Source organism: Longimicrobium sp., from assembly GCF_036399255.1.
Taxonomy (GTDB): domain Bacteria; phylum Gemmatimonadota; class Gemmatimonadetes; order Longimicrobiales; family Longimicrobiaceae; genus Longimicrobium.
On the sequence record NZ_DASWNM010000016.1, the window covers coordinates 83,091 to 102,033 of the forward strand.

General features: G+C 72.6%; 15 protein-coding genes. 4 read left to right on the top strand and 11 right to left on the bottom strand.

What is annotated here, in order from left to right:
* Nucleotides 1-54: 54 nt before the first annotated feature.
* The 3 genes from VGC13_RS01465 to VGC13_RS01475 form a co-directional block, all read right to left on the bottom strand.
* Nucleotides 55-219: a hypothetical protein gene (locus tag VGC13_RS01465; RefSeq protein WP_331123413.1), complete on the bottom strand. Its 165-nt coding sequence runs from the start codon at nt 217-219 to the stop codon at nt 55-57.
* A 1-nt stretch (nt 220) separates the two neighbouring features.
* Nucleotides 221-508, bottom strand: coding sequence for a hypothetical protein (locus tag VGC13_RS01470; protein ID WP_331123414.1), 288 nt, complete (start codon nt 506-508; stop codon nt 221-223).
* 182 nt (nt 509-690) lie between these two features.
* Nucleotides 691-1,794, bottom strand: a complete 1,104-nt coding sequence (locus tag VGC13_RS01475; RefSeq protein WP_331123415.1) for a hypothetical protein — start codon at nt 1,792-1,794, stop codon at nt 691-693.
* Nucleotides 1,795-2,101: 307 nt separating this feature from the next.
* On the opposite strand from VGC13_RS01475, the gene VGC13_RS01480 reads away from it, so the two are divergent.
* On the top strand, nt 2,102-3,244 hold the full coding sequence (locus VGC13_RS01480; protein ID WP_331123416.1) for a sigma 54-interacting transcriptional regulator: 1,143 nt from the start codon (nt 2,102-2,104) through the stop codon (nt 3,242-3,244).
* Between the two features lie 224 nt (nt 3,245-3,468).
* On the opposite strand, the gene VGC13_RS01485 is transcribed toward VGC13_RS01480, so the two are convergent.
* The 8 genes from VGC13_RS01485 to VGC13_RS01520 all read right to left on the bottom strand — a co-directional run bounded on the left by VGC13_RS01485 (nt 3,469) and on the right by VGC13_RS01520 (nt 16,808).
* Nucleotides 3,469-4,926, bottom strand: a complete 1,458-nt coding sequence (locus tag VGC13_RS01485; RefSeq protein ID WP_331123417.1) for a radical SAM/SPASM domain-containing protein — start codon at nt 4,924-4,926, stop codon at nt 3,469-3,471.
* 205 nt (nt 4,927-5,131) lie between these two features.
* Entirely contained in the window at nt 5,132-6,331 is a 1,200-nt protein-coding gene (locus VGC13_RS01490) for a DUF7005 family protein (RefSeq protein WP_331123418.1), read from the bottom strand.
* A gap of 110 nt (nt 6,332-6,441) precedes the next feature.
* Nucleotides 6,442-6,591: a hypothetical protein gene (locus VGC13_RS01495; protein ID WP_331123419.1), complete on the bottom strand. Its 150-nt coding sequence runs from the start codon at nt 6,589-6,591 to the stop codon at nt 6,442-6,444.
* A gap of 184 nt (nt 6,592-6,775) precedes the next feature.
* The gene (locus tag VGC13_RS01500; protein ID WP_331123420.1) at nt 6,776-7,972 is read right to left on the bottom strand and encodes an ABC transporter substrate-binding protein; all 1,197 of its coding nucleotides are present in this window, start codon (nt 7,970-7,972) and stop codon (nt 6,776-6,778) included.
* An 821-nt stretch (nt 7,973-8,793) separates the two neighbouring features.
* Nucleotides 8,794-11,709 carry an NHLP bacteriocin export ABC transporter permease/ATPase subunit gene (locus VGC13_RS01505; RefSeq protein WP_331123421.1) on the bottom strand — a complete coding sequence of 972 codons (2,916 nt, stop codon included), beginning with the start codon at nt 11,707-11,709 and terminating at the stop codon, nt 8,794-8,796.
* 4 nt (nt 11,710-11,713) lie between these two features.
* On the bottom strand, nt 11,714-13,942 hold the full coding sequence (locus tag VGC13_RS01510; protein WP_331123422.1) for an NHLP family bacteriocin export ABC transporter peptidase/permease/ATPase subunit: 2,229 nt from the start codon (nt 13,940-13,942) through the stop codon (nt 11,714-11,716).
* On the bottom strand, nt 13,939-15,267 hold the full coding sequence (locus VGC13_RS01515) for an NHLP bacteriocin system secretion protein (RefSeq protein ID WP_331123423.1): 1,329 nt from the start codon (nt 15,265-15,267) through the stop codon (nt 13,939-13,941). Before VGC13_RS01515 ends, VGC13_RS01510 begins: the two co-directional genes overlap by 4 nt.
* A gap of 2 nt (nt 15,268-15,269) precedes the next feature.
* On the bottom strand, nt 15,270-16,808 hold the full coding sequence (locus VGC13_RS01520; protein ID WP_331123424.1) for a TolC family protein: 1,539 nt from the start codon (nt 16,806-16,808) through the stop codon (nt 15,270-15,272).
* Between the two features lie 409 nt (nt 16,809-17,217).
* Here VGC13_RS01520 and VGC13_RS01525 point away from each other — a divergent pair, with 409 nt between their 5' ends.
* The 3 genes from VGC13_RS01525 to VGC13_RS01535 all read left to right on the top strand — a co-directional run bounded on the left by VGC13_RS01525 (nt 17,218) and on the right by VGC13_RS01535 (nt 18,875).
* Nucleotides 17,218-18,006, top strand: coding sequence for an FRG domain-containing protein (locus tag VGC13_RS01525; RefSeq protein ID WP_331123425.1), 789 nt, complete (start codon nt 17,218-17,220; stop codon nt 18,004-18,006).
* Complete coding sequence (locus VGC13_RS01530; protein WP_331123426.1) at nt 18,003-18,527, top strand: AAA family ATPase; 525 nt, start codon at nt 18,003-18,005, stop codon at nt 18,525-18,527. Before VGC13_RS01525 ends, VGC13_RS01530 begins: the two co-directional genes overlap by 4 nt.
* Before the next feature lie 72 nt (nt 18,528-18,599).
* Nucleotides 18,600-18,875 (top strand): hypothetical protein, encoded by a 276-nt coding sequence (locus VGC13_RS01535; RefSeq protein ID WP_331123427.1) that lies wholly within the window; start codon nt 18,600-18,602, stop codon nt 18,873-18,875.
* Nucleotides 18,876-18,943 lie beyond the last annotated feature (68 nt).

Sequence of the window (18,943 nt, forward strand, 5' to 3'; positions counted from 1 at the left end):
GGCGCGGCCCAGGAGGCCGCGCCGCCGTTCGTGCGATGGAAGTCCGGCGGCAGATCAATCCGCAGCGACGACGCGGCCGGGAACGTAGATGCGCTCCAGCCCGCCGACCACCTGCTCCAGGTCGTCCTCGTCCAGCTCCGGCCCTGCCGCGACCACCACCGACGGGGGGGCCGGGTCCGGCTCCGGGCGAAAGACGCGGATGCGGGCGAGCACGCTCATGCTACCACGCCCCGCAGACTTCCGTGTCGCTGCCGCCGGCCACCTGCTCCAGGTCGTCCTCGTCCAGCTCGCCGCGGCCGCCCACCTCCGGCAGCACGATCAGCGCGTCCAGCTCGCGCGGGCGCTCGATGAAACGGATGCGATAGTTGTGCGGCAGGATCACGCCGAACGCCATGCGGATGGCGGCGACGGGGTCGGACAGCAGGCGGGCGCGGAACTCACGGTCCGTCGCCGCGCGCTCCAGCACCTCCTTCAGGAGGTCGTCCGTCTTCTTTCCGTGAGCAGACATGGGGCCGGTCCTTGTTCGGGACAAATGATGAAGATCATTGGAAAGCCGTGCCCCCAACGGGCAACTCGGATGCCGTGACAAAGTACGCAGAACCCCCGCGTCGTTGCTCGGCTTTTTCCCTTGCGGGCCACCGCGCGTGGCGTCCCGTCTCTACCCGGTAGAACCGGGGCTCCATCGCGCGGTCACTCGCGCGCAAAGTGCGGCTGGTGAAAGGTGAGCAGGTACGCCTTCATCTGCGGCTCGCGGTCGGGCTCGTGGACCATCTTGATGCAGTTTACCCGGCGGGCCAGCAGGCTGGGCCACAACTCGTGGCGCAGGGTCAGCAGCTCGTAGCCGGGCCAGGCCAGCAGCGCGTCGCGCCGCTCCGGCCCGCACAGCCCCCGCGCCGCCAGCGCGTCCAGAAAGGCGTGCTCGGCCACCCGGCCGCGGATCTGCGTCCGCCGGTCCAGCGTGTACTCCACCCCCAGCCGCGGGAGCAGCGCGCCCTCCAGCACGTCCAGGTGCAGCATCCCCACCTCGGGCGCACCGGCGGCGGCCATGGCGGCCACGGCCTCCGTCGCCTCGCGCCCCTGGTCTTCGGGCCACCCCGCCTCGTTCAGCAGCCGCGGCACCGACGCGCCCGCCACCCGCGACAGGTACACGCGCACCGCCTGGCGCGGGCGCGCCAGCATCACTCCCGCGTAGGGCACCGCCGCGCCGGCCGGACGCCGGTCCAGCAACGCGCCCACGCGGGCGCGGGTGTCGCCCTCCATCGCCCCCGGGGCCAGCGGATCCAGCACGGTCGCCAGCAGCGACAGCACGGCCGCCGTCCCCATCGCCGCCGTGGCGTCGTCGTCCAGCGCGACGAAGACGGAGGGCGGCGGCAGGGCGGGGCCGCCGGGGTGCGGCGGCGCGTCCAGGTCCAGCTCCAGCCACAGGTGCCGTACCCGCGCCCACGCCGGGTCCGCGCCGTCCAGCCAGGCGCGGCACAGGTCCGCCACGGCCCGCCACGCGGGGCCGCAGGCCAGCAGCCGCGACGGGTCCACCCCGGGGTGCCGCCCCGCCAGGATCTCCGCGCCCTCGCGCTCCACCCGGAAGATGAGGTCCACCGGGTCCGGGCCGTCGCGCAGGCGGCATTCCAGGTACGCCGCGCGGGTGAGCGCCGCGGGAATGCGCCCCGCCACCGACAGCACCCGATCGCGCGCGGCCGCGGGCACCAGGGCGGCCGGCAGGTGCCGCGCGGCAAGGCCCAGCGTTCCCGCCAGCGGATAACGCCCCACGCCCCGCGGGGCCGCCGCCACGGTCACTCCGGCCTCCCGCAAAACGGGGGAACGCACGGTCCAGCAACACGGCACGAACTACGCGCGCCTGTAGCGTTGACAGTTGATGGGCGGGCGTATATCCTACCGTACGCTTCAGGACGCAAATCAATCAAGCTCGCGGTCTCCTCCCCAAGATCGTACCTGGTTCTCCACGTCCCGCTGACGTTTTCGCGGAACGGCGTCCGTTGTCCGGCGCCGCCGCCATCGCCCGTGTGGACCCGACAGCATAGCTTTTCCGCGCGCGTACCGGCGGAAAACAGCGCAGGCACCCCCAACTCCGAGGGCGGTTTCCATGATCCAGCGCTCCCCCAGCGGCACCGCGGACGAAACGGACCTTGCCCGGCGCGTGCGCCTGATGTCGCTGGAGCGATGGGGCGAGCGCCGCGAGGCCGTGATGGTGGGGCAGCACGAGTCCATCGTGGCCCTGCAGGACCGGGTGCAGCGCTTTGCGCAGGCGTCCGGCCCCGTGCTCATCACCGGCGAGACGGGGACGGGCAAGGAGATCTTCGCCCGGGCCATCTACCTGCTCAGCGCCCGCGCCAAAAAGCCGTTCGTCAGCGTGAACTGCGCCCAGTACACCGAAAGCCAGCTCGTCGCCAGCGAGCTGTTCGGCCACAAGCGCGGCAGCTTTACGGGGGCGTTCGAGGAACACCGCGGCGTGTTCAGCGAGGCGGACGGCGGCGTGGTGTTCCTGGACGAGGTGGGCGAGCTCACCCTTCCCGCGCAGGCCATGCTGCTGCGCGTGCTGAGCGAGGGCGAGCTGGTGCCCGTGGGAGACACGCGCGTGCGCACCGTGAACGTGCGGGTGATCGCCGCCACCAACCGCGACCTGCGGACGCTGGTGGCGCAGGGCCGCTTTCGCGAGGACCTGCTCTTTCGCCTGCGCTACATGCAGCTGCACGTGCCCCCCCTGCGCGACCGCGGCGGCGACTGGCGGCTCATGCTGGACTACTACGCGCGCCGCATGAACGCCGACACCGGGCAGGACCGCCGCTTTTCCGAGCGCGCGCTGGAGTGCCTGTCGGTGTACGCCTGGCCCGGCAACGTGCGCGAGCTGCGGGCGGTGGTGGAAACCAGCCATTCGCTCTGCGGGAGCGGCGGCGTCATCGAGCCGGACGCCTTTGAGGACCAGCTGGAGTGCGTGGCGCCCCGCCCCGCGGCCGCCGGTGCCCCCTCCGCCGCGGCTGCCCCCGGCGCCGCCGCGTCGCTGGTGGGACGGATGACGGGGGGCACGGGGACCTTCTGGGACCTGGTGTACGAGCCCTTCATGGACCGCGAGCTGAACCGCGGCGAGGTGCGCGCCGTGGTCGAAGAGGGGCTGCGGCGCAGCAACTGGAGCTACAAGCGTGCCCTGCAGGTGTTCGGCGTGGGCCAGGACGACTACCTGAAGTTCATGGACTTCCTGCGCCACCACCGCCTCAAGCCGGAGCGCTGATCCCGGGGCCGGACGAAGATCCGTCTCCCGCCGGCGGGACGGACCCGGGAGTCTCCGTCCATCCCGCGGGATTCGCGTGAGAGACCCGCGGCCTCCATCGACCGGGTGTCCCGCCTTCCGCCGAAGCGCGCGCCGAGCCATCGCCGCGCGCTTCGGCGTTTCGTCGCCGGAGCGCGCCGCGGCCGTGCCCGGCGCCCTCCCCTGCCCCGTCACCCGTCCCCGCATCATCCGCCCGCCGCCACGGGCTCGGCCGCGCGGCGGGGCTCCGCCTGGGCCAGGGTAAAGCGCATCTCGCGCTTGAGCTCGGAGCGCACCTCGCAGCAGCTGCGGGTGCCGCTCTGCACGCGGGTCAGGGGGCAGGCGGCGCCCTGGCAGCCGGGGAGCACGTAGCAGCTGCGGCACTGCGCGTCCGTCTCGAAGTGCGGGTTCACCCAGCGCGCCATCCGCTCGTCCGCCAGCTCCAGCCGCCCGTCGGGGTGCAGCCGGCCCACCACGTTCTCTTCCATGCCGTCCAGCGCCACGGTGCACTTCATCAGCTTGCCCGTGGCGCCCACGATGAAGTTGAAGGGCCGCGCGGCGTAGCACACCTGCGATCCCATGGCCGCCATCTCGCGGATGCCGCCCTCCACCCGCAGCCCCGCCGCCAGCCCCTGCCTGCGCAGCCCGTCCAGCGCCTGGCGCCGGGCGCCGGTGCCGCACACGTCCAGCGCGTCGTCGTTCTCTCCGCCCCAGCGGCCCACGGGGCGAAAACGCAGCACGAAGCGCGGGTCGCCGCCAAAGTCCTCGCTCAGCGCCTCCAGGAACGGCGCCAGGCGCAGCAGGTTGTCGTTGTCGAAGTTCACGCGGATGGCCACCTGGAACGCGGCGGTGCGCCGGGCCAGCGCGCGCAGGTTGTCCATGATGGTCTGCCAGGTGGGGCTGCCGTCGCGGCCCACGCGCTTGCAGTCGTGCTCCGCGGCCAGGCCGTCCACCGTGACCTGGTAGCTGTCGCACCCCCACTCCAGCAGCCGCGTGGCCCGCTCTTCGGTCAGCAGGTACGCGTTGGTGGTCATCTGGTGCGACAGGGCCAGCCCGTGCCGCCGGGCGGTGCGGGCGAAGAACGGCGCCAACTCCTCCACCGCCTCCCACCCGTACAGCGGCTCTCCGCCAAACCACGAGATCCCCAGCTGCGACAGGCGCGGCGCGCGCGCCTCCACCAGCCGCCGCACGCCCTCGCGCACGCCGGGCTCCATGGTGCCGTTGCGGAACTGCTCGTAGCAGTACACGCAGCGGAAGTTGCAGTCCTCGCTGGCCAGCAGGATCAGCTGCAGCACGTCCTGCCGCCAGTGCTGCCGGGCGAAGCGGTAGCGAAAGTGGTCCAGCTCGCCCGCCGTGTCACGCACGAGGTAGCCGCGGCGGCTCAGGTACTGGCTCACGCGGTCCAGCGGCTCCCGCAGGCCGGCAGGGGCCAGCGCGGCCAGCACCCGCTCGCGGTCGCGCGGCTTGAACACGCTTACCGCGCCGCTGAAGGTGTTCCACAGGATCAGCCGCCCGTCTTCGCCCACCGTCCGCGCATTGAAGCGCGAGGGCACCACACGGGCGCGTGGAGGGGTGCGCAGCTGCACCAGCGCCGGCGGCGTGCCCCCCGCCGCGCGCGGGGCACGGTCCAGGGGCGAAACGGACATCTCCGGAGTGGGGATCATCGCGGTTCGGCCGGCGGAAGGGAGAACGGAGCTGCGCACGACGCGGTGAGCGTGCGCCGGCGTGAAAGGCATGCGCGGTGCCAGCTGGCCTGGAGAGGTATCTCCATTGGCCACAGCGGTTTGGAGAGCGCGGCGCCAGAAGGGTGGGATCGGGGCCCTATCCGATGGACGCCGGTCCCTATCCAGCCGAGTCGGCCGGCGCGAATCAGACCGGGCTCCCCATGGGGGGCGGCGGCCCCAAGGATGGCAGCGCGCCCGCGGCGATCTCTTCCAGCGTCCGGGCCGCCAGCGCCAGCAGCACCCGCGCGCGGCCTTCCGGAGTGCGGCTGGACGGACTCAAACCGGCATCGTACCGCTCCACCTCGCGCGCGGCGGCGCGGACGATCCGCTGCAGCACGGCGAACGCGGCGTCGGAAAGAGGCGGTTCGCCGCGGTAGTTCCACAGCCGCCCGTCGGCCCGGCATCCGTCCTCCCCCTCGAGCCCGCAGAAGCGAAGGAACCAGCCGGCCCGATAGCGCCCCGCCGCGGCCACGATGCCGGCATAGTCGGCGATCAGCTCGTCCAGCAGGTTGTTGCGCATGGAGCCCAGGACGCGCCGGGTGAAGTAGTGCGCGCACTCGTGCTCCAGGCGGATGGTGATGGAGGCCCGGCTCCACTCGTCGGGCTGCAGCCCCATCGCCTCCGCGGGGACGCCGCTGTAGGGTCCGCCGCTGAGCAGGATGAAGCGGTCCTGGTACAGCTCCCTGCGCTGTTTGAGAACGGCGAAGGCGGCGCTCCAGTCGCGGGCGCCGTCCGCGTCCACCTCCCCCGCTTCCCACGCGCGGCGCAGCTCGGCCACGCGACCCCAATTGTTGTATCCGCCCACCATGGCTGCGCCCATGGAAGCGGGGATGGGCGCCGGCTCGTTCTTCCGGGTGAGCGCGCGCACCAGCGCCTCGAAGTCGGCGCGGCGGGAGGCCAGCAGCACGGGGACGGCGCCGGCGGGGGTGGGGTGGATGAACAGCCGCAGCCCCTCGCGATCCTCCAGCTCCAGCCCGCCCGTCCCCGGCGGCACGATGCCGCGCCCGGTGGCCGCCCGGTACGCCTCGTCGGCGCTGCGCCCCGCGCCGACCGGAAAGCGCAGCTGCACCAGGTGCTCGCGCAGCACCGGGAGCAGGCCGCGCGTCCACGCCTCCGCCGCGTAGCGCGTCCACGCGGCCACGAACGGCTCGTCCGGCAGCGGCAGCCGCACGTCCCCCGGCACGGCGAACACGCTGCGGTTGTACGCCAGCAGCTCGCCGCACTCCGCCGGCCCCGCGCCGAACGCGCGCAGCACCTCCGCGCGGCGCGCCTCACGCGCGTCCGCGGCGATGCCGTCAGGCGCCGGGGAGACGGCGCCGGCGGCCGGGAGAACGGTCAGCGGCATGGGAGCGTCGCATCGCCCCTGCGGCGGGGGCGGAAGGGGTGAAGGGCGGAAGGGGCGCCTCGGGCGGGGGTGCGCCCGGCGTGCGGGTGCCGCGCGGAGCGGGATCGCACCTACGCCTGGCAGCCGCAGTTGCCGTTGATGGTACAGCGCGAGTTGGTGTCGTCCAGCGGCAGGTCCAGCCCGCCGACCACGTCTTCCAGCTCGTCCACGTCCAGGTCGTCGAACTCACCCTCGTCAGGGCGAAGAAGGCCGTCGGCCATTGAGGTGTTCTCCCGGGGACAAGAAGGTCATCAAACGGGTGTGTCAGCGTCGGGCGGAGCACGCCACATGCCATTTTTGCGTGCACTCCGCAAGTCGATGCGCCGCAACCGAAAGGCGCATCCGGTGCGGTGCGGCGCACTCCTAGGCGATGGACCCCGTGCTCTATCCAGTGGCAGCCGGGCTCTATTCCACGCCGGCCGCGGGCCGCTCGTCCAGGTACTGGAAGCGTCCGTCGCGCACCACCACCTTGCGGATGGGCATTCCCACCAGGTTGCCTTCCTGGTCGAAGCTGAAGGCGCCGGTCACGCCGCGAAAGCCGGTCAGGCGGTGCATGGCGGCGGCCACCTTGTCGGGCTCGGTGGTCTGCGCCTCGCGCATGGCCTGGGCAAGCACGCGCACGGCGTCGTAGCCCAGCGCGGCGCCCACGTCGGGGCGGCCGCCGTAGCGCCGCTCGAACGCCTGGTTGAACTGGCGGACCTCGGCGTCGGGGGCGTCGGGGTGAAAGGCGCTGGCGATCACCGTTCCCTCCACCGCCGGCCCGCCCTTTTCCAGGAACACGGGGGTGGCCATGGCGTCGCTTCCCAGGACGGGAACGCGGATTCCCTGGCGGCGCAGCTCGGTCACCAGCAGGGCGGCCTGCTCGTCCTGTCCGGCGATGAAGACGGCGTCGAACTCCCAGCTGCTCCACGTGTTCACCGTCTGCTCGGCGGCCACGGGGTTGGCGGAGAGGTTGGGGTCGTACGACTCGCGGTTCACGACCTGGGTGCCGCGGCTGACGGCGTGCTCCTCGAAGGCGTTGGCCAGCTCGCGCCCGTACTCGTTGCGGGCGTAGTAGATGACCATGCGCTTGTAGCCGCGGTCCACGGCGTACTGCGCCATCTGCCGCCCCACCTCGGTGTCGTTGAAGGTGGTGCGGAACACGCGGCCGTAGCCCTTGCGGGTCAGCTCGGGCGAGGTGCTGGTGGCGGAGACCAGCAGCAGGCCGGACAGGTCGTAGATGGGCGCGGCGGAGACGGTGACGTACGACTGCAGGTGCCCGATGACGGCCACCACGTCAGGGTTGCGCCCCAGCTCCTGGGCGATGATGCGCCCGCGGTCGACGGACTCCTGGTCGTCCACGCGCAGCAGCTTGAGCGGGCGTCCCAGCACGCCGCCGGCGGCGTTCAGCTCTTCCACGGCCAGGTCCATCCCCTTGCCGTAGTGAATCTGCTCGCCGCGCAGCTCCCACGGCCACGCGGCGCCCACCACGATCTCGCCCTTGCCGGCGGAGCGTTTCGAGCGCTGCGCCGCCGGGTCGTCGGAGCCGCCGCACGCCGCCAGCGCGGAGGCCGCGAGGAGCAGCGCGAGCGTGGAACCACGAAGAAGTCTGCTGCCGTGCATCGGTGTGTCCCGGGTGCTTCGCGTCGCAGGAGGGCGCGGCCATCCACGAACCCTGCGGAAACGTGGCGGAAAGCCCGCCCTACGGTTTGTATCCGAATTTTTTGAAAAACACCTTTACCGCCTCCACCGCAACCGACTCGCATGCAGGCGCCGATCATCATCCACACCACCGCGATCCGTGGACCCGATCCGGCGGCCGAGTACCGAAATCCGGCAGGATCGCGGTGTGTTCCGGATCGACCGACGCCCGGGCATCCCGCCGCGCCGCGCGGAAGACGGCGGACGCCACCCCTGCCGCGCGTCCGTTGCCGCACCCTGCCACGCACGATCATCGGATCCCGACGCGAGAGCCAGATGCGCCTGCCGGCCTGATCCGGCGCGGCGGAAAGCAGATCCTTCGGTCGCGCGCAGGCTCTTGCGTCACTTCCGGTTACACGTGGTGCGCTCCCTCAGGAAGTCAGGTTCACGTGTGATTCTTAGGGGTGGGCCGCCCCCCTCCAATGGGCTTCCCTAAACCGACCCCCGATCTGTCATTCCGAGGGAGCGCCGCACGGCACCGTACGTGACCATGGAATCTGGTGCGCGACCGAGGAATCTACTTTCCGTTTCCTCGTGGGGTGTCGTGACGTCCCGGACCGGCCCTGTCTGGCGGTTTCGCCGCCGCGACGGTGGCGCGGGCTGCCGCGTCCGGCCTCACGCGAGCCGACGGTAGATTCCTCGGCCCTGCAACCTGCGGCGCATTCCTCTGATTGTTGTGTGGCCGGGCCTCGGAATGACAAACCTGCGGTTCACCGGGTTCAACTCCGCTTCATCCGGCTCCCTCAGGCCAGCTGGCGGCGGGCCATGGCGGCGAAGACGCCATCGAGCGCCATCAGCTCGTCGAAGCTTCCGCTCTCCACGATCTCGCCCGCGACCAGGACGTGGATGCGGTCGGCGTGGAGGATGGTGCTGAGCCGGTGCGCGATGACTACCCGGGTGGCCCGGAGACGATCGAGCGACTCGCTGACGATGGCCTGCGTGCGGTTGTCGAGCGCGCTGGTGGCCTCGTCCATCAGCAGGATGCGCGGCCGGCCCACGATGGCGCGGGCGATCATCAGCCGCTGCCGCTGCCCGCCGCTCAGCGTGCCGCCGCCGTCGCTCACCATGGTGTGCATTCCCATGGGCATCCTGCGGATGTCCTCGTCCAGCCCCGCCATGCGCGCCGCCTCCCACGCATCGTCCAGCGTGGCCGTGGACGAGCCGGCGATGTTGGTGAACAGGTCGCCCGACATCACCCGCCCGCTCTGCAGCACCACCCCCATCTGCCGCCGCACCGCCTCCACGTCCAGCCCCGCCAGGTCCTGCTCGTCGTAGGAAACCGACCCCAGCTCCGGCGTGTCGAACCCCAGCAGCAGCCGGAAGCAGGTGGACTTGCCCGAGCCCGAGGGCCCCACGAAGGCCACGAACTCGCCCGGGTTGATGCGGACCGAGACGTCGCGCAGCACCTGCGGCCCGTCGGCCTGGTAGCGAAAGGAGACGTGCTGCAGCTCGATGGCGCCGGAAAGCTCGCCGGGGTCGTCCTTGCCCGGCCGCACCTCGGGGGGGGTGTGCAGGATGGGCTTGACCTGCTCGTACAGCGGCACCGCGTTCAGCGCCTGCAGCACCGCCGTGCTGGTGGAAAGCACCGCGCCCAGGCACAGGCCGAACGCCGCCGTAAAGCCCAGGAACGCGCCCGTCCCCATGGCGTCCTCCGTCCCCAGCGTGGCGGCCGCCATCCGGAAGAGGAGGATGGAGCAGAAGACGGGATACGCCGCGTTGAACACCGCCAGGCGAATGCCCAGCGTGCGGTTGCGGTACTGCCGGTCGCGCTGCTCGCCAAAGGCGCGCGCCCAGAGCGAAAACGCCTGCGACTCGGCCCCCGCCAGCTTCAACTTGCTGATGCCGGTAAGGAACTGCAGCATCATCCCGCTGATCTTGCTGCGCGCCGTGAGGATGGACCGCTGGCTGCGCAGCTGCAGCAGGCCGATGGAGACGGAGGCCACCAGCGAGACCAGGATGAGCGCCGTTCCCACCGCGCCCATCCTGAAGTCGTAGTGAAAGAGCAAGAACAGGTTGCTCAGCGAGAACAGCCCCGCCAGCAGCCCCGTGACCACCGCGCCCGTCATCACCCGGCGGATCTCCTCGACGTTCATGGCGCGCATGGCCAGCTCGCCCGCCGAGTAGTCGCGAAAGAAGGGGAGCGGCAGCGCGATGAGCCGGTCCCACACCGCCGCCTGGATCCCCGCCGCCGTGCGCGACTCGATGCGCACGATGGCCAGCCCGCGCACCACCGTGAACAGCGCGCCGGCCACCGCCGCCGCCAGCAGGATCAGCGTCATCTGCACCAGCTGCCCGCGGTCGGCGCCGGGGATCACGTGCTCGAACAGCATTCCCGTGGCCAGCGGCAGGACGAGTCCGAGCGCCGCGCCCAGCAGCGCCGCGGTCAGCGCCGTCAGCACGTCGGCCCGGCAGCCGTGCAGGCCAAAGCGCAGCACGTCCAGCGGCCGCAGCGCCTCCGCCGGGAAGGGGCGGTAGACCATGTACGCCGTGGGCCCCACCCGCGCCGCCGACTGTTCGTCCAGGCGAACGCGCGAGCCGTCGGCGGGGTCGTACGCCTCGTAGCCGCCGCCGCGCACGGGAAGCAGCGCCAGCGGCACCGGGCTCGCGTCCCAGCGGCCCAGCAGGGCGCCGTTGTCCTCGCGCCACCACCCTTCGCGCAGCACCACCCGGCGCGCGCGCACCCGGCAGGCGCGGGCCAGCGCCTGCACCGGGTCCTTGACCTGCGCGCGGCTGGCGGGGGGCTCCACCCGCAGCCCCTGCGCCTGGGCCACCAGCCGGAACGCGGCGAAGAGCGTGTCCTCGTCCGCGCCCTCGGGTGGGCGCAGCCGCATCCCCATCCGCTGCTGCGTCGTCTCGAGCGTGCTGGCCAGGCGCGACAGCCCGCCCGCCATCCCCGCCGCCCGCGCCTTTTCGCGCGCCTGCAGCCGGTCCGCGTACGCCTGGCTCTCGGCCCGGGCGCGCTCCGCCGCCAGCTCCATGGCCACGTGGTGCAGCCGGGCCAGCGCGCGCCACACCCCCTCGACCCCCTCCGCCGCCAGCACCGCCGCCGTGTCCAGCAGCCGCACCCGCGCGGCGCCCACCGCTTCCGCCCACGCGCGGCGGGTAAGGGGCATCATCTCGCCCGGGCCCAGCGGCGCGGTGCGGCGGCCCAGCAGGCACAGCTCGCCCTCCACGGCGTCGATCCAGACCATCGCCTGGTCGGGACGCAGGTTGAAGCCGGCGGGAAGCCACACTTCCTCGCCCAGCGCGCCACCGGTGGCGCGGCGCACCGTGGCGCGCCCCACCAGCCCGTCCCACACCCGCTCCGCCCAGTGCTGCACCAGCGCGTCGAACTCCGCGCGCGTCCCCTCGTCCCGCGCCAGCGCCTCGAACTCCGCCACCCCGTACTCCGCCAGCATCGTCCCCGGCGCGCCCACGGCCAGCAGGGCGCGGCCCGAGGCGGGGTCCTCGCCCAGCCCGAAGACGGGGTCGCCCGCCTCCAGGCGGAAGAGGTGGCGGCGCGTGCCCGTGGGCTCGCCCGCCCCGTCCAGCCGCGTGCCGAACACGTCGATGCGCCCCTGCCGCACGATCCACACGCGCGCGGGGTCCAGCCGCAGGGGGCGGTTCCCGGCCGCGGGGCGCGGCGTGCCGTCCGGGAGCCCGGAGCAAAGGGTCGTCATCGCCTCACTCCGCCGCGATCAGGTCGCGGTACGGCCCGTCCGCCTCGCGCAGCTCGTCGTGCGTGCCCCGCTGCACGATCCTGCCGGCGTCCATCACCACGATCTCGTCGCAGTCGCGGATGGTGCTGAGCCGGTGCGCCACGATCAGGCAGGTGCAGCCGCGGCGGCGCAGGTTGTCGTCGATCTGCTGCTCCACGCTGGGGTCCAGCGCGCTGGTGGCCTCGTCCAGGATCATCACGCTGGGGCGGTTCACCAGCGCGCGGGCAATCTCCATCCGCTGCCGCTGCCCGCCGCTGAAGTTGCGCCCGCCCTCCTCGATGGCGCTGGCGTAGCCGCCGGGCCGCGCGCTGATGTCGTCGTGGATGCAGGCGTCTCGCGCCGCCTCCACCAGGTCCGGCTCGGGGACCGTGGGGTCCCACATGGTCAGGTTCTCGCGGACCGTTCCCTCGAACAGGAACACCTCCTGGTCCACCACGGCAAAGCTGCTGGTCATCACCGGCTTCGGCACGGCGGCGCGGGGGATGCCGTCCAGCAGCACCTCGCCCGCCCACGGCTCGTACAGCCCGCTCACCAGCCGCGCCACCGTGCTCTTGCCCGATCCCGACCCGCCCACCAGCGCCACCCGCATCCCCGGCTTCAGGTCCAGCGAAAAGTCCTGGATGAGCGCCGGCTCCAGCCGGCTGTAGCCAAACGAGACGCGCCGCAGCTCCAGGCCGCCGTCCAGCCGCCCCGGCGCCGGCGTGGCCACGACGGGGCGCGGCTCGCCGGCCGCCGGCGCGGGGGCCTCCATCCGCTCCGCCTTCGCGCGCAGGACGTCGTCCAGCCGGTTCATGTCGCCGCGCACCTCCTGCAGCGTGCTCCCCATGGCCACCAGGGAGTTCACCGGGTTCAGGAACGCCAGCATCAGCGCCTGGAAGGCGATCAGCATGCCCATGCTCAGCCGGCCGTCCATCACCCGCAGCCCGCCCACCCCCAGCAGCAGCGCCGTGCTCACCGCCAGCAGCAGCGGCGGCACGGCGGAAAGCAGGGTGGTCTGCAGCGCCAGCTGGTGCTGCGCGTTGGCCGCCTTGGCGTAGTAGCCGCTCCAGCGGGCAAAGAAGTCGGACTCGGACCCCGTGGCCTTGAGGTTCTCGATGTTCAGCAGCCCGCCCATGGCCGTGCCGATGGCCTTGCCGCGGTCCTGCAGCAGCCGCGCGCTCAGGTCCGCGCGCCGCCGCGACACCCAGCGCAGCGCCGCGATGTTCAGCCCCGCCGTCAGCACGACGACGGCCGCCAGCACGGGGTCGTAGCGGAACATCAGCGCCGCGTAGAAGACCACGACGATGGCCGCCAGCGTGCTGGTGGCCAGCTCGCCCGAGAGCAGCTGCGCCACGCGGTCGTTGATCCCCACGCGCGACGCGATCTCGCCCGGAAAGCGCTGGGTAAAGAACTGCAGCGGAAGGTGCAGGACGTGCCACAGGAAGCGCGCCGAGGTGCCGATGGCCAGCCGCGCCTCCAGCCGCAGCAGGTAGCGCTGCTGCAGAAAGGTGAGCGTGGCGATGACCAGCGCCGTCGCCGCCATGAACCAGGTCAGCGGCCGCACCCACTCCGCCATCCCCTTTACCAGCACGTCGTCCACGAAGACGCGGGAGAAGGTGGGCACCAGCAGCCCCGGGAGGACCAGGGCGAGGCCCGCCAGCACCACGTACACCACCGCGCCGTGCAGCCCCGCCAGCCGCCGCCCCAGCGCCGCCGCCAGGCTGTGCCCCTCGCCGCCGGGAACGAACTCCGGCGCGGGCTCGAAGGTGAGCGCCACCCCGGTGAACGACTGGTCGAACTCGTCCTCGGTGACCGCGCGCGGCCCGTGGGCGGGGTCGTTCAGAAAGGCCTTTCCCTTTCCGAACCCCTCCAGCACCACGAAGTGGTTGAAGTTCCAGTGGACGATCATGGGCACGGGGAGCGCGCGCAGGTCGCCCGGCTCCTTCTTGAACCCCTTCGCCACCAGCCCGTAGCCGCGCGCCGCCTTCACCACGTTGCTGGCCTTGCTGCCGTCGCGCGACACGCCGCAGGCCACGCGCACCTCTTCCAGCGGCACCCGCTTGCGGTGGTACGCCAGCACCATGGCCAGCGACGCCGCGCCGCACTCCACCGCCTCCATCTGCAGCACGGTGGGGACGCGCGCGCGCCGCGGCTTCGTGGGCGCCCCGCCCCCGCCGCGCAGGCGCCGGACGGCTGCCTTCGCCCGGGCGATCATGGGCGCGGCGCGGGAGCGCCGCCGTGGCGGCGCAGCTGGGGAACCACCATCAGGATGGGCCGGCGGCGCTCCACCACCACCCCGGCCGAGGCCAGGGTGCCGCTCTGGATGCGGATGGGAGGGCCCTCGGAGCTGGTCCAGCGGTAGGTGCTCAGGTTGTCGGGGTCCGGCAGCAGGTCCACGTGGATGGCGTACGGCGCGTCGTCGCCGCTCAGCGAGGTCACCAGCTGCTCGTTCTTCAGCACCTGCTGCATCGCCTGCGGGGTGACGGGAAAGTCCGAGACGTAGGTCACCGTCCCCAGCAGGTAGCCGAACTCCTCCTTCTTCACCGTGGACGGGGCGATCTGCACCTCCATCCCCGGGCGGATCTTCTTGCCGTGCACCGAGGGGATGTAGATGATGGCCTCCAGCGCCTTGACCGCCTTGCCGGTCAGGTCCACGCTCAGGATGGGGCGGCCGCGGTCCACCATGCTTCCCTGCTCCACGATCACCTCCAGCACCCGCCCCGTGTAGGGGCTGGTGACTTCGCTGGTGGTGCGCAGCTCGCTTTCCATCTGCGCCAGCTCGCGCTCGGCCTCGGTAAGCCGCGTCTGGCTTTCCTGCACGTTGCGCAGGGTCTGGTTCTGCACCTGCCCGGCCTCGGCCTGCAGCTGCGCCAGCTCGCTGCGGGCCTGGCGCACGCGCTCCTCGGCCCCGTCGCGCTCCTGCGTGGTGGCCAGCACCGCCTGCCGGGTCAGCAGCCCCTCCCGCGCCAGCCGCGCTTCGCTTTCCATCTTTTCGTTCAGCGTGCGCAGGGTGCGGGTGCCGGCCTCGATGCTGGCCAGCAGCTGCTCGCGCCGCTGGGCGCGGTGGGCCGCCTGCAGCTGTACGTCGGTCTGGCCGAACCGCACCTGCTGCGCGTGCCGCTGGCGCAGCTCGGCCACCTGGGCGCGCGCCTGCTGAATGCGCAGCACCAGGTCCTGCCGCTGGATGCGCGCCACCACCTGCCCCTCGCTCACCGCGTCGCCCACGCGCACGGCCACGTCGGTCACGCGGCCGTCGCCGGGCGCCTCCACCTCCAGCACGCCGCCGCTGCGGATCAGGATCCCCTTTCCGCCGATGCGCTCGGGAACGCTTCCCAGCACGCTCCAGACGAGCGCCGTGGCCAGCAGCGCGCCCACCCCCACCAGCATCAGCCACCCGCGCGGGGTGGTCACCTGCATCAGCTGGTCGAGCTGCTCGGGCGAGGACAGGCGCTCCAGGGCCACGGAGCGAAAGATCTCCTTCCTGGGCTCCACCGGCTTCGCGGCGGGTGCCTGCGGCGGGCTCTCGGTCTCGGCGGCCATGCTCAGTCCTCCCAGCGCGTCAGCGCGTCCGCGTCGGCCGCGCCCGCGGCCGACAGGGTGCCGGTGGTGTGGCGCAGCCGGGCCAGCGACACGGCGTAGCGGGCGCGGGCCTCGATCTCGGCCAGGGTGGCGGAGGTCAGCCCTTCCTCGGCGTCGATGATGTCGAAGATGGTGCTGGTGCCCAGCTGGTAGCGCCGCTGCTCGCTCTCGAGCGTAAGCGCGTGCAGCCGCGCCGCCTCGCCGAACTCGGCCAGCTCGGCGGCGGAGCTCCGCAGCGTCTCCAGGGCGGCGGCGGCGTCCAGCTCCACCTGCCGCCGCAGCTCGGCGTAGGCCAGCTCGGCCTGCCGCTCGGCCGCGGCGCCCTGCAGCGCCTGCCCGCCCGCCAGGCGGTTGCGCAGCGGCATGCCGTAGGTCAGCTCCAGCCGCGTGTGCATCCCCCCCAGCTCGCTGTAGAAGGGCGAGACCAGGCGACCCAGCTCGCCGCCGGCCTCCAGCCCCTGGTAGCCCAGCGTGACGCTCAGGTCCAGGCGCGGGCGCGTTTCGCCGCGGTAGCCGGCCAGCAGGTCGCGGGCGGCGTCGCGCTGGCGGCGCGCGGCCTCCAGGTCCGGCCGCAGCCGCAGCGCCTGCCGCACCAGCCCGCTGTCGGCGGCGATCCCCGCCGCGCCTGGACCCCGGGGGAACGCGGTGGCCGGCGGGGGAAGCCGCAGCACCTCCGCCGGGGCGATCCCCATCGCCCGCCCCAGCTCCTGCCGCGCGCCGATGAGCCCGCGCTCGCCGCTGATGCGGGCCGCGCGGCGCGAGGCCAGGTTGGCCTGCACCGGCAGCAGGTCCACCCGGGGCCGCGCGTCGGCGTCCACCAGCGTCTGCGTCTGCGCCACGATGCGGGCGGTGCGCTCCTCCGTCTGCCGCAGCACGTCCAGGCGCGCGTACGCGGCGGCGTAGCTCCAGTACGCCTCCACCGCCGCCAGCAGCGCCGCGCTGCGCCTGTAGTCCAGCGCCGAGGCGCTGGCGGAGTGCAGCATCACCGACGCGCGCTCCCCCGCCACGGCCAGCCCGCCGCCCCGCCCGCGCAGCAGCGGCAGGGTCACGCCCAGGCTGGCGACCGCCTGGTTGCGCGGGCCGATCCCCTGCCCCGCCGCGTCCAGCCGCGAAAAGGCGAGCGAGGGAGAGACGACGAGCCCCGAGCGGTACGGCTGGTCCACGCCCAGCCCGTACGTCAGCGTGCGGGTGGACGCGATCCCCGGCACGTCCTGCGCGCCGAACAGCGGGCTGCGCTCGTCCCGCGACGACACCGTGGCGGTGACCTGCGGATCGAACGCGCCGTGGGCCACGCGCACCCCGGCCGCCTGCCGCTCCACCTCCCACGCGGCCGACTGGATGTCGGCGTTGGCGGCCAGGGTGGTGCGCAGCACCTCGTCCAGCGTCAGCCCGTCCGGCCGCTGCGCGCCCGCGGGGACGGCCGCACCCGCGCAGGCGAGCGCCAGCACCGCGCCACGGAGGGCGGCGCTCGCGGACGGCACGGCGGAACGGCGGAAGCGCATCACGGGGGCACGCAAAAACACAGGCGTCAACGGAGAGGCGGCACGAGCGGGAGGTTCGTACGCCGGGGAAGTGCGCGGAAACCAGAGCGGCGATCCCCCGGTGGGTTCCTGGGAACCGGAACGCCCGGGACTCCACCGCGGACTCAGGGTTTGCCCAAACTCTCCGAGCAAGGGCCGGACCGGGTGGCCCCGGCTGGCGGAAGTCCTTTCGCCACAGGTTTTTGCGGAAAGGGAGCGACGACATCTGGCGGCGCGGAAGCGTCGCGTCCGCACGCGAGTAGATACGGGGCTCTATCCGCTGGAGTCCAGGCACCATCGTCCCGCTGAAGCGCCGCGCGTACGCTTGTTGCCGATGCCGGGGGGAGGGAGCGAAGGGCGCGCAAACCCTGAGAGGAGCGGATGCAAGGGGATGGACGAGATCAGGATCGAGACCTGGGACCAGCTCAACGAGCAGCTCTATTCCGACGCCTTCAACCCCAGCATCGGGCGCATCCGCTCGCCCTACGCCTTTCGCGGCGTGTCCGACGCGGCGTACCCGCTCACCACCAGCCTGTCGCGGCTGGGCGGCGCGTACGCGCAGATGGAGCAGCACCTGCTGCGCAACTTTCGCAAGTACGCGCGCCGCGGCGACGTGCCCACCGACTCGGTGTGGAACTGGCTGGCGGTGGCGCAGCACCACGGCCTCCCCACGCGGCTGCTGGACTGGACCTTTTCGCCGCAGGTGGCGCTGCACTTCGCCACGGCGCGGCTGCGCGAGTTCGAGCGCGACGCGGTGATCTGGGCGGTGGACTTCGTGCGCGCCCACGCCCTCCTTCCCGCGCCGCTGCGCGAGGAGATGGAGGCGGAGTGCGCCGACGTCTTTACGGTCGAGATGCTGACGCGCCGCGCGCAGACGCTGGAGGAGTTCGACGCGCTGGACGGCGAGCCGTTCGCCCTGTTCCTGGAGCCGCCGTCGCTGGACGACCGCATCGTGAACCAGTTCGCCCTGTTCGCGGTGATGTCGAGCCCCGAGGCGCACATGGAGGACTGGCTGGCCGCGCACCCCGAGCTGGTGCGCCGCATCGTGATCCCCGCCGGGCTCAAGTGGGAGGTGCGCGACAAGCTGGACCAGGCCAACGTCACCGAGCGGGTGCTGTTTCCCGGGCTGGACGGGCTGAGCGCGTGGCTCAAGCGATACTACAGCCCCCGCGGGCCATGACGCCCGTCGTGACGATCGGGGAGGATGCGGCGGAGGCGATGGAGGTTCCGCCCGGTGCGCTGGTGGTGCTGGTGGGCGCGTCCGGGTGCGGCAAGAGCACCTTCGCGCGCCGCCGCTTCACGCAGACGGAGATCGTCTCGTCCGACGAGTGCCGCCGGCTGGTCGCGGACGATGCGGGGAGCCAGCAGGCCAGCCGCGACGCCTTCGCCGTGTTCTACGCGCTGCTGCGCGGCCGGCTCAACCAGGGGCGCACGGCGGTGGCGGACGCCACGCACCTGACGCCGTGGAGCCGCGAGAAGCTGCGTCAGATCGCCGTGGCGCGCGGCCGGCCCCTCGTCGCGGTGGCCTTCGACGTGCCGCTGGAGCTGTGCCTGGCCCGCCAGCACCAGCGCGCGCGCCAGGTCCCGCCCGACGTGGTGGAGCGCGCGTACGCGCTGTTCCGCCAGGCCCTGCTGGAGCTTCCGGACGAAGGCTACGAGCGCGTCTACCTCGTCCGTCCGCATCCGGAGCCCGCGGCCTGACGGCAGGAGGATTGCCGATCTGCCTCAACGCGATCAACTTTCGCGCGAATCTCAGACGCAGAGCATCGATCCATGTCCACCGACGAGCAGACGATCTACCGCTACGGCGACTTTCCGGAGCTGTTCTGGGACCTGAAGCGGGACGCGCCGGTCGACGGCGGGAACCCGGCGATCATCGCGCGCCTGCTGATGCACGCGCGCCCGGAAACGCTGTGGAAGCTGGTTCCGGTGCCGGTGCTGCTGGAGAAGTTCGACCAGCTGGACCTGCCGGAGCACTCGCGGAAGTTCTGGTCGCTCGTCGTGCAGGAGCTTCGCCTGCGCCGCACGCGGAGAGAGCAACCTGCGTAGCGCCGACCCTCGCATCGTCACGCCGTTTCACATCCGCCTGATGCAGCTCGTCGCACGGGCGGATGCGG

Coding starts and splice junctions, on each gene's coding strand:
- VGC13_RS01490 (WP_331123418.1), bottom strand. CDS start 6,331: ATGCCGCTGACCGTTCTCCCGGCCGCCGGCGCCGTCTCCCCGGCGCCT.
- VGC13_RS01470 (WP_331123414.1), bottom strand. CDS start 508: ATGTCTGCTCACGGAAAGAAGACGGACGACCTCCTGAAGGAGGTGCTG.
- VGC13_RS01520 (WP_331123424.1), bottom strand. CDS start 16,808: ATGCGCTTCCGCCGTTCCGCCGTGCCGTCCGCGAGCGCCGCCCTCCGT.
- VGC13_RS01500 (WP_331123420.1), bottom strand. CDS start 7,972: ATGCACGGCAGCAGACTTCTTCGTGGTTCCACGCTCGCGCTGCTCCTC.
- VGC13_RS01535 (WP_331123427.1), top strand. CDS start 18,600: ATGTCCACCGACGAGCAGACGATCTACCGCTACGGCGACTTTCCGGAG.
- VGC13_RS01525 (WP_331123425.1), top strand. CDS start 17,218: ATGGACGAGATCAGGATCGAGACCTGGGACCAGCTCAACGAGCAGCTC.
- VGC13_RS01510 (WP_331123422.1), bottom strand. CDS start 13,942: ATGATCGCCCGGGCGAAGGCAGCCGTCCGGCGCCTGCGCGGCGGGGGC.
- VGC13_RS01505 (WP_331123421.1), bottom strand. CDS start 11,709: ATGACGACCCTTTGCTCCGGGCTCCCGGACGGCACGCCGCGCCCCGCG.
- VGC13_RS01515 (WP_331123423.1), bottom strand. CDS start 15,267: ATGGCCGCCGAGACCGAGAGCCCGCCGCAGGCACCCGCCGCGAAGCCG.
- VGC13_RS01485 (WP_331123417.1), bottom strand. CDS start 4,926: ATGATCCCCACTCCGGAGATGTCCGTTTCGCCCCTGGACCGTGCCCCG.
- VGC13_RS01495 (WP_331123419.1), bottom strand. CDS start 6,591: ATGGCCGACGGCCTTCTTCGCCCTGACGAGGGTGAGTTCGACGACCTG.
- VGC13_RS01480 (WP_331123416.1), top strand. CDS start 2,102: ATGATCCAGCGCTCCCCCAGCGGCACCGCGGACGAAACGGACCTTGCC.
- VGC13_RS01465 (WP_331123413.1), bottom strand. CDS start 219: ATGAGCGTGCTCGCCCGCATCCGCGTCTTTCGCCCGGAGCCGGACCCG.
- VGC13_RS01530 (WP_331123426.1), top strand. CDS start 18,003: ATGACGCCCGTCGTGACGATCGGGGAGGATGCGGCGGAGGCGATGGAG.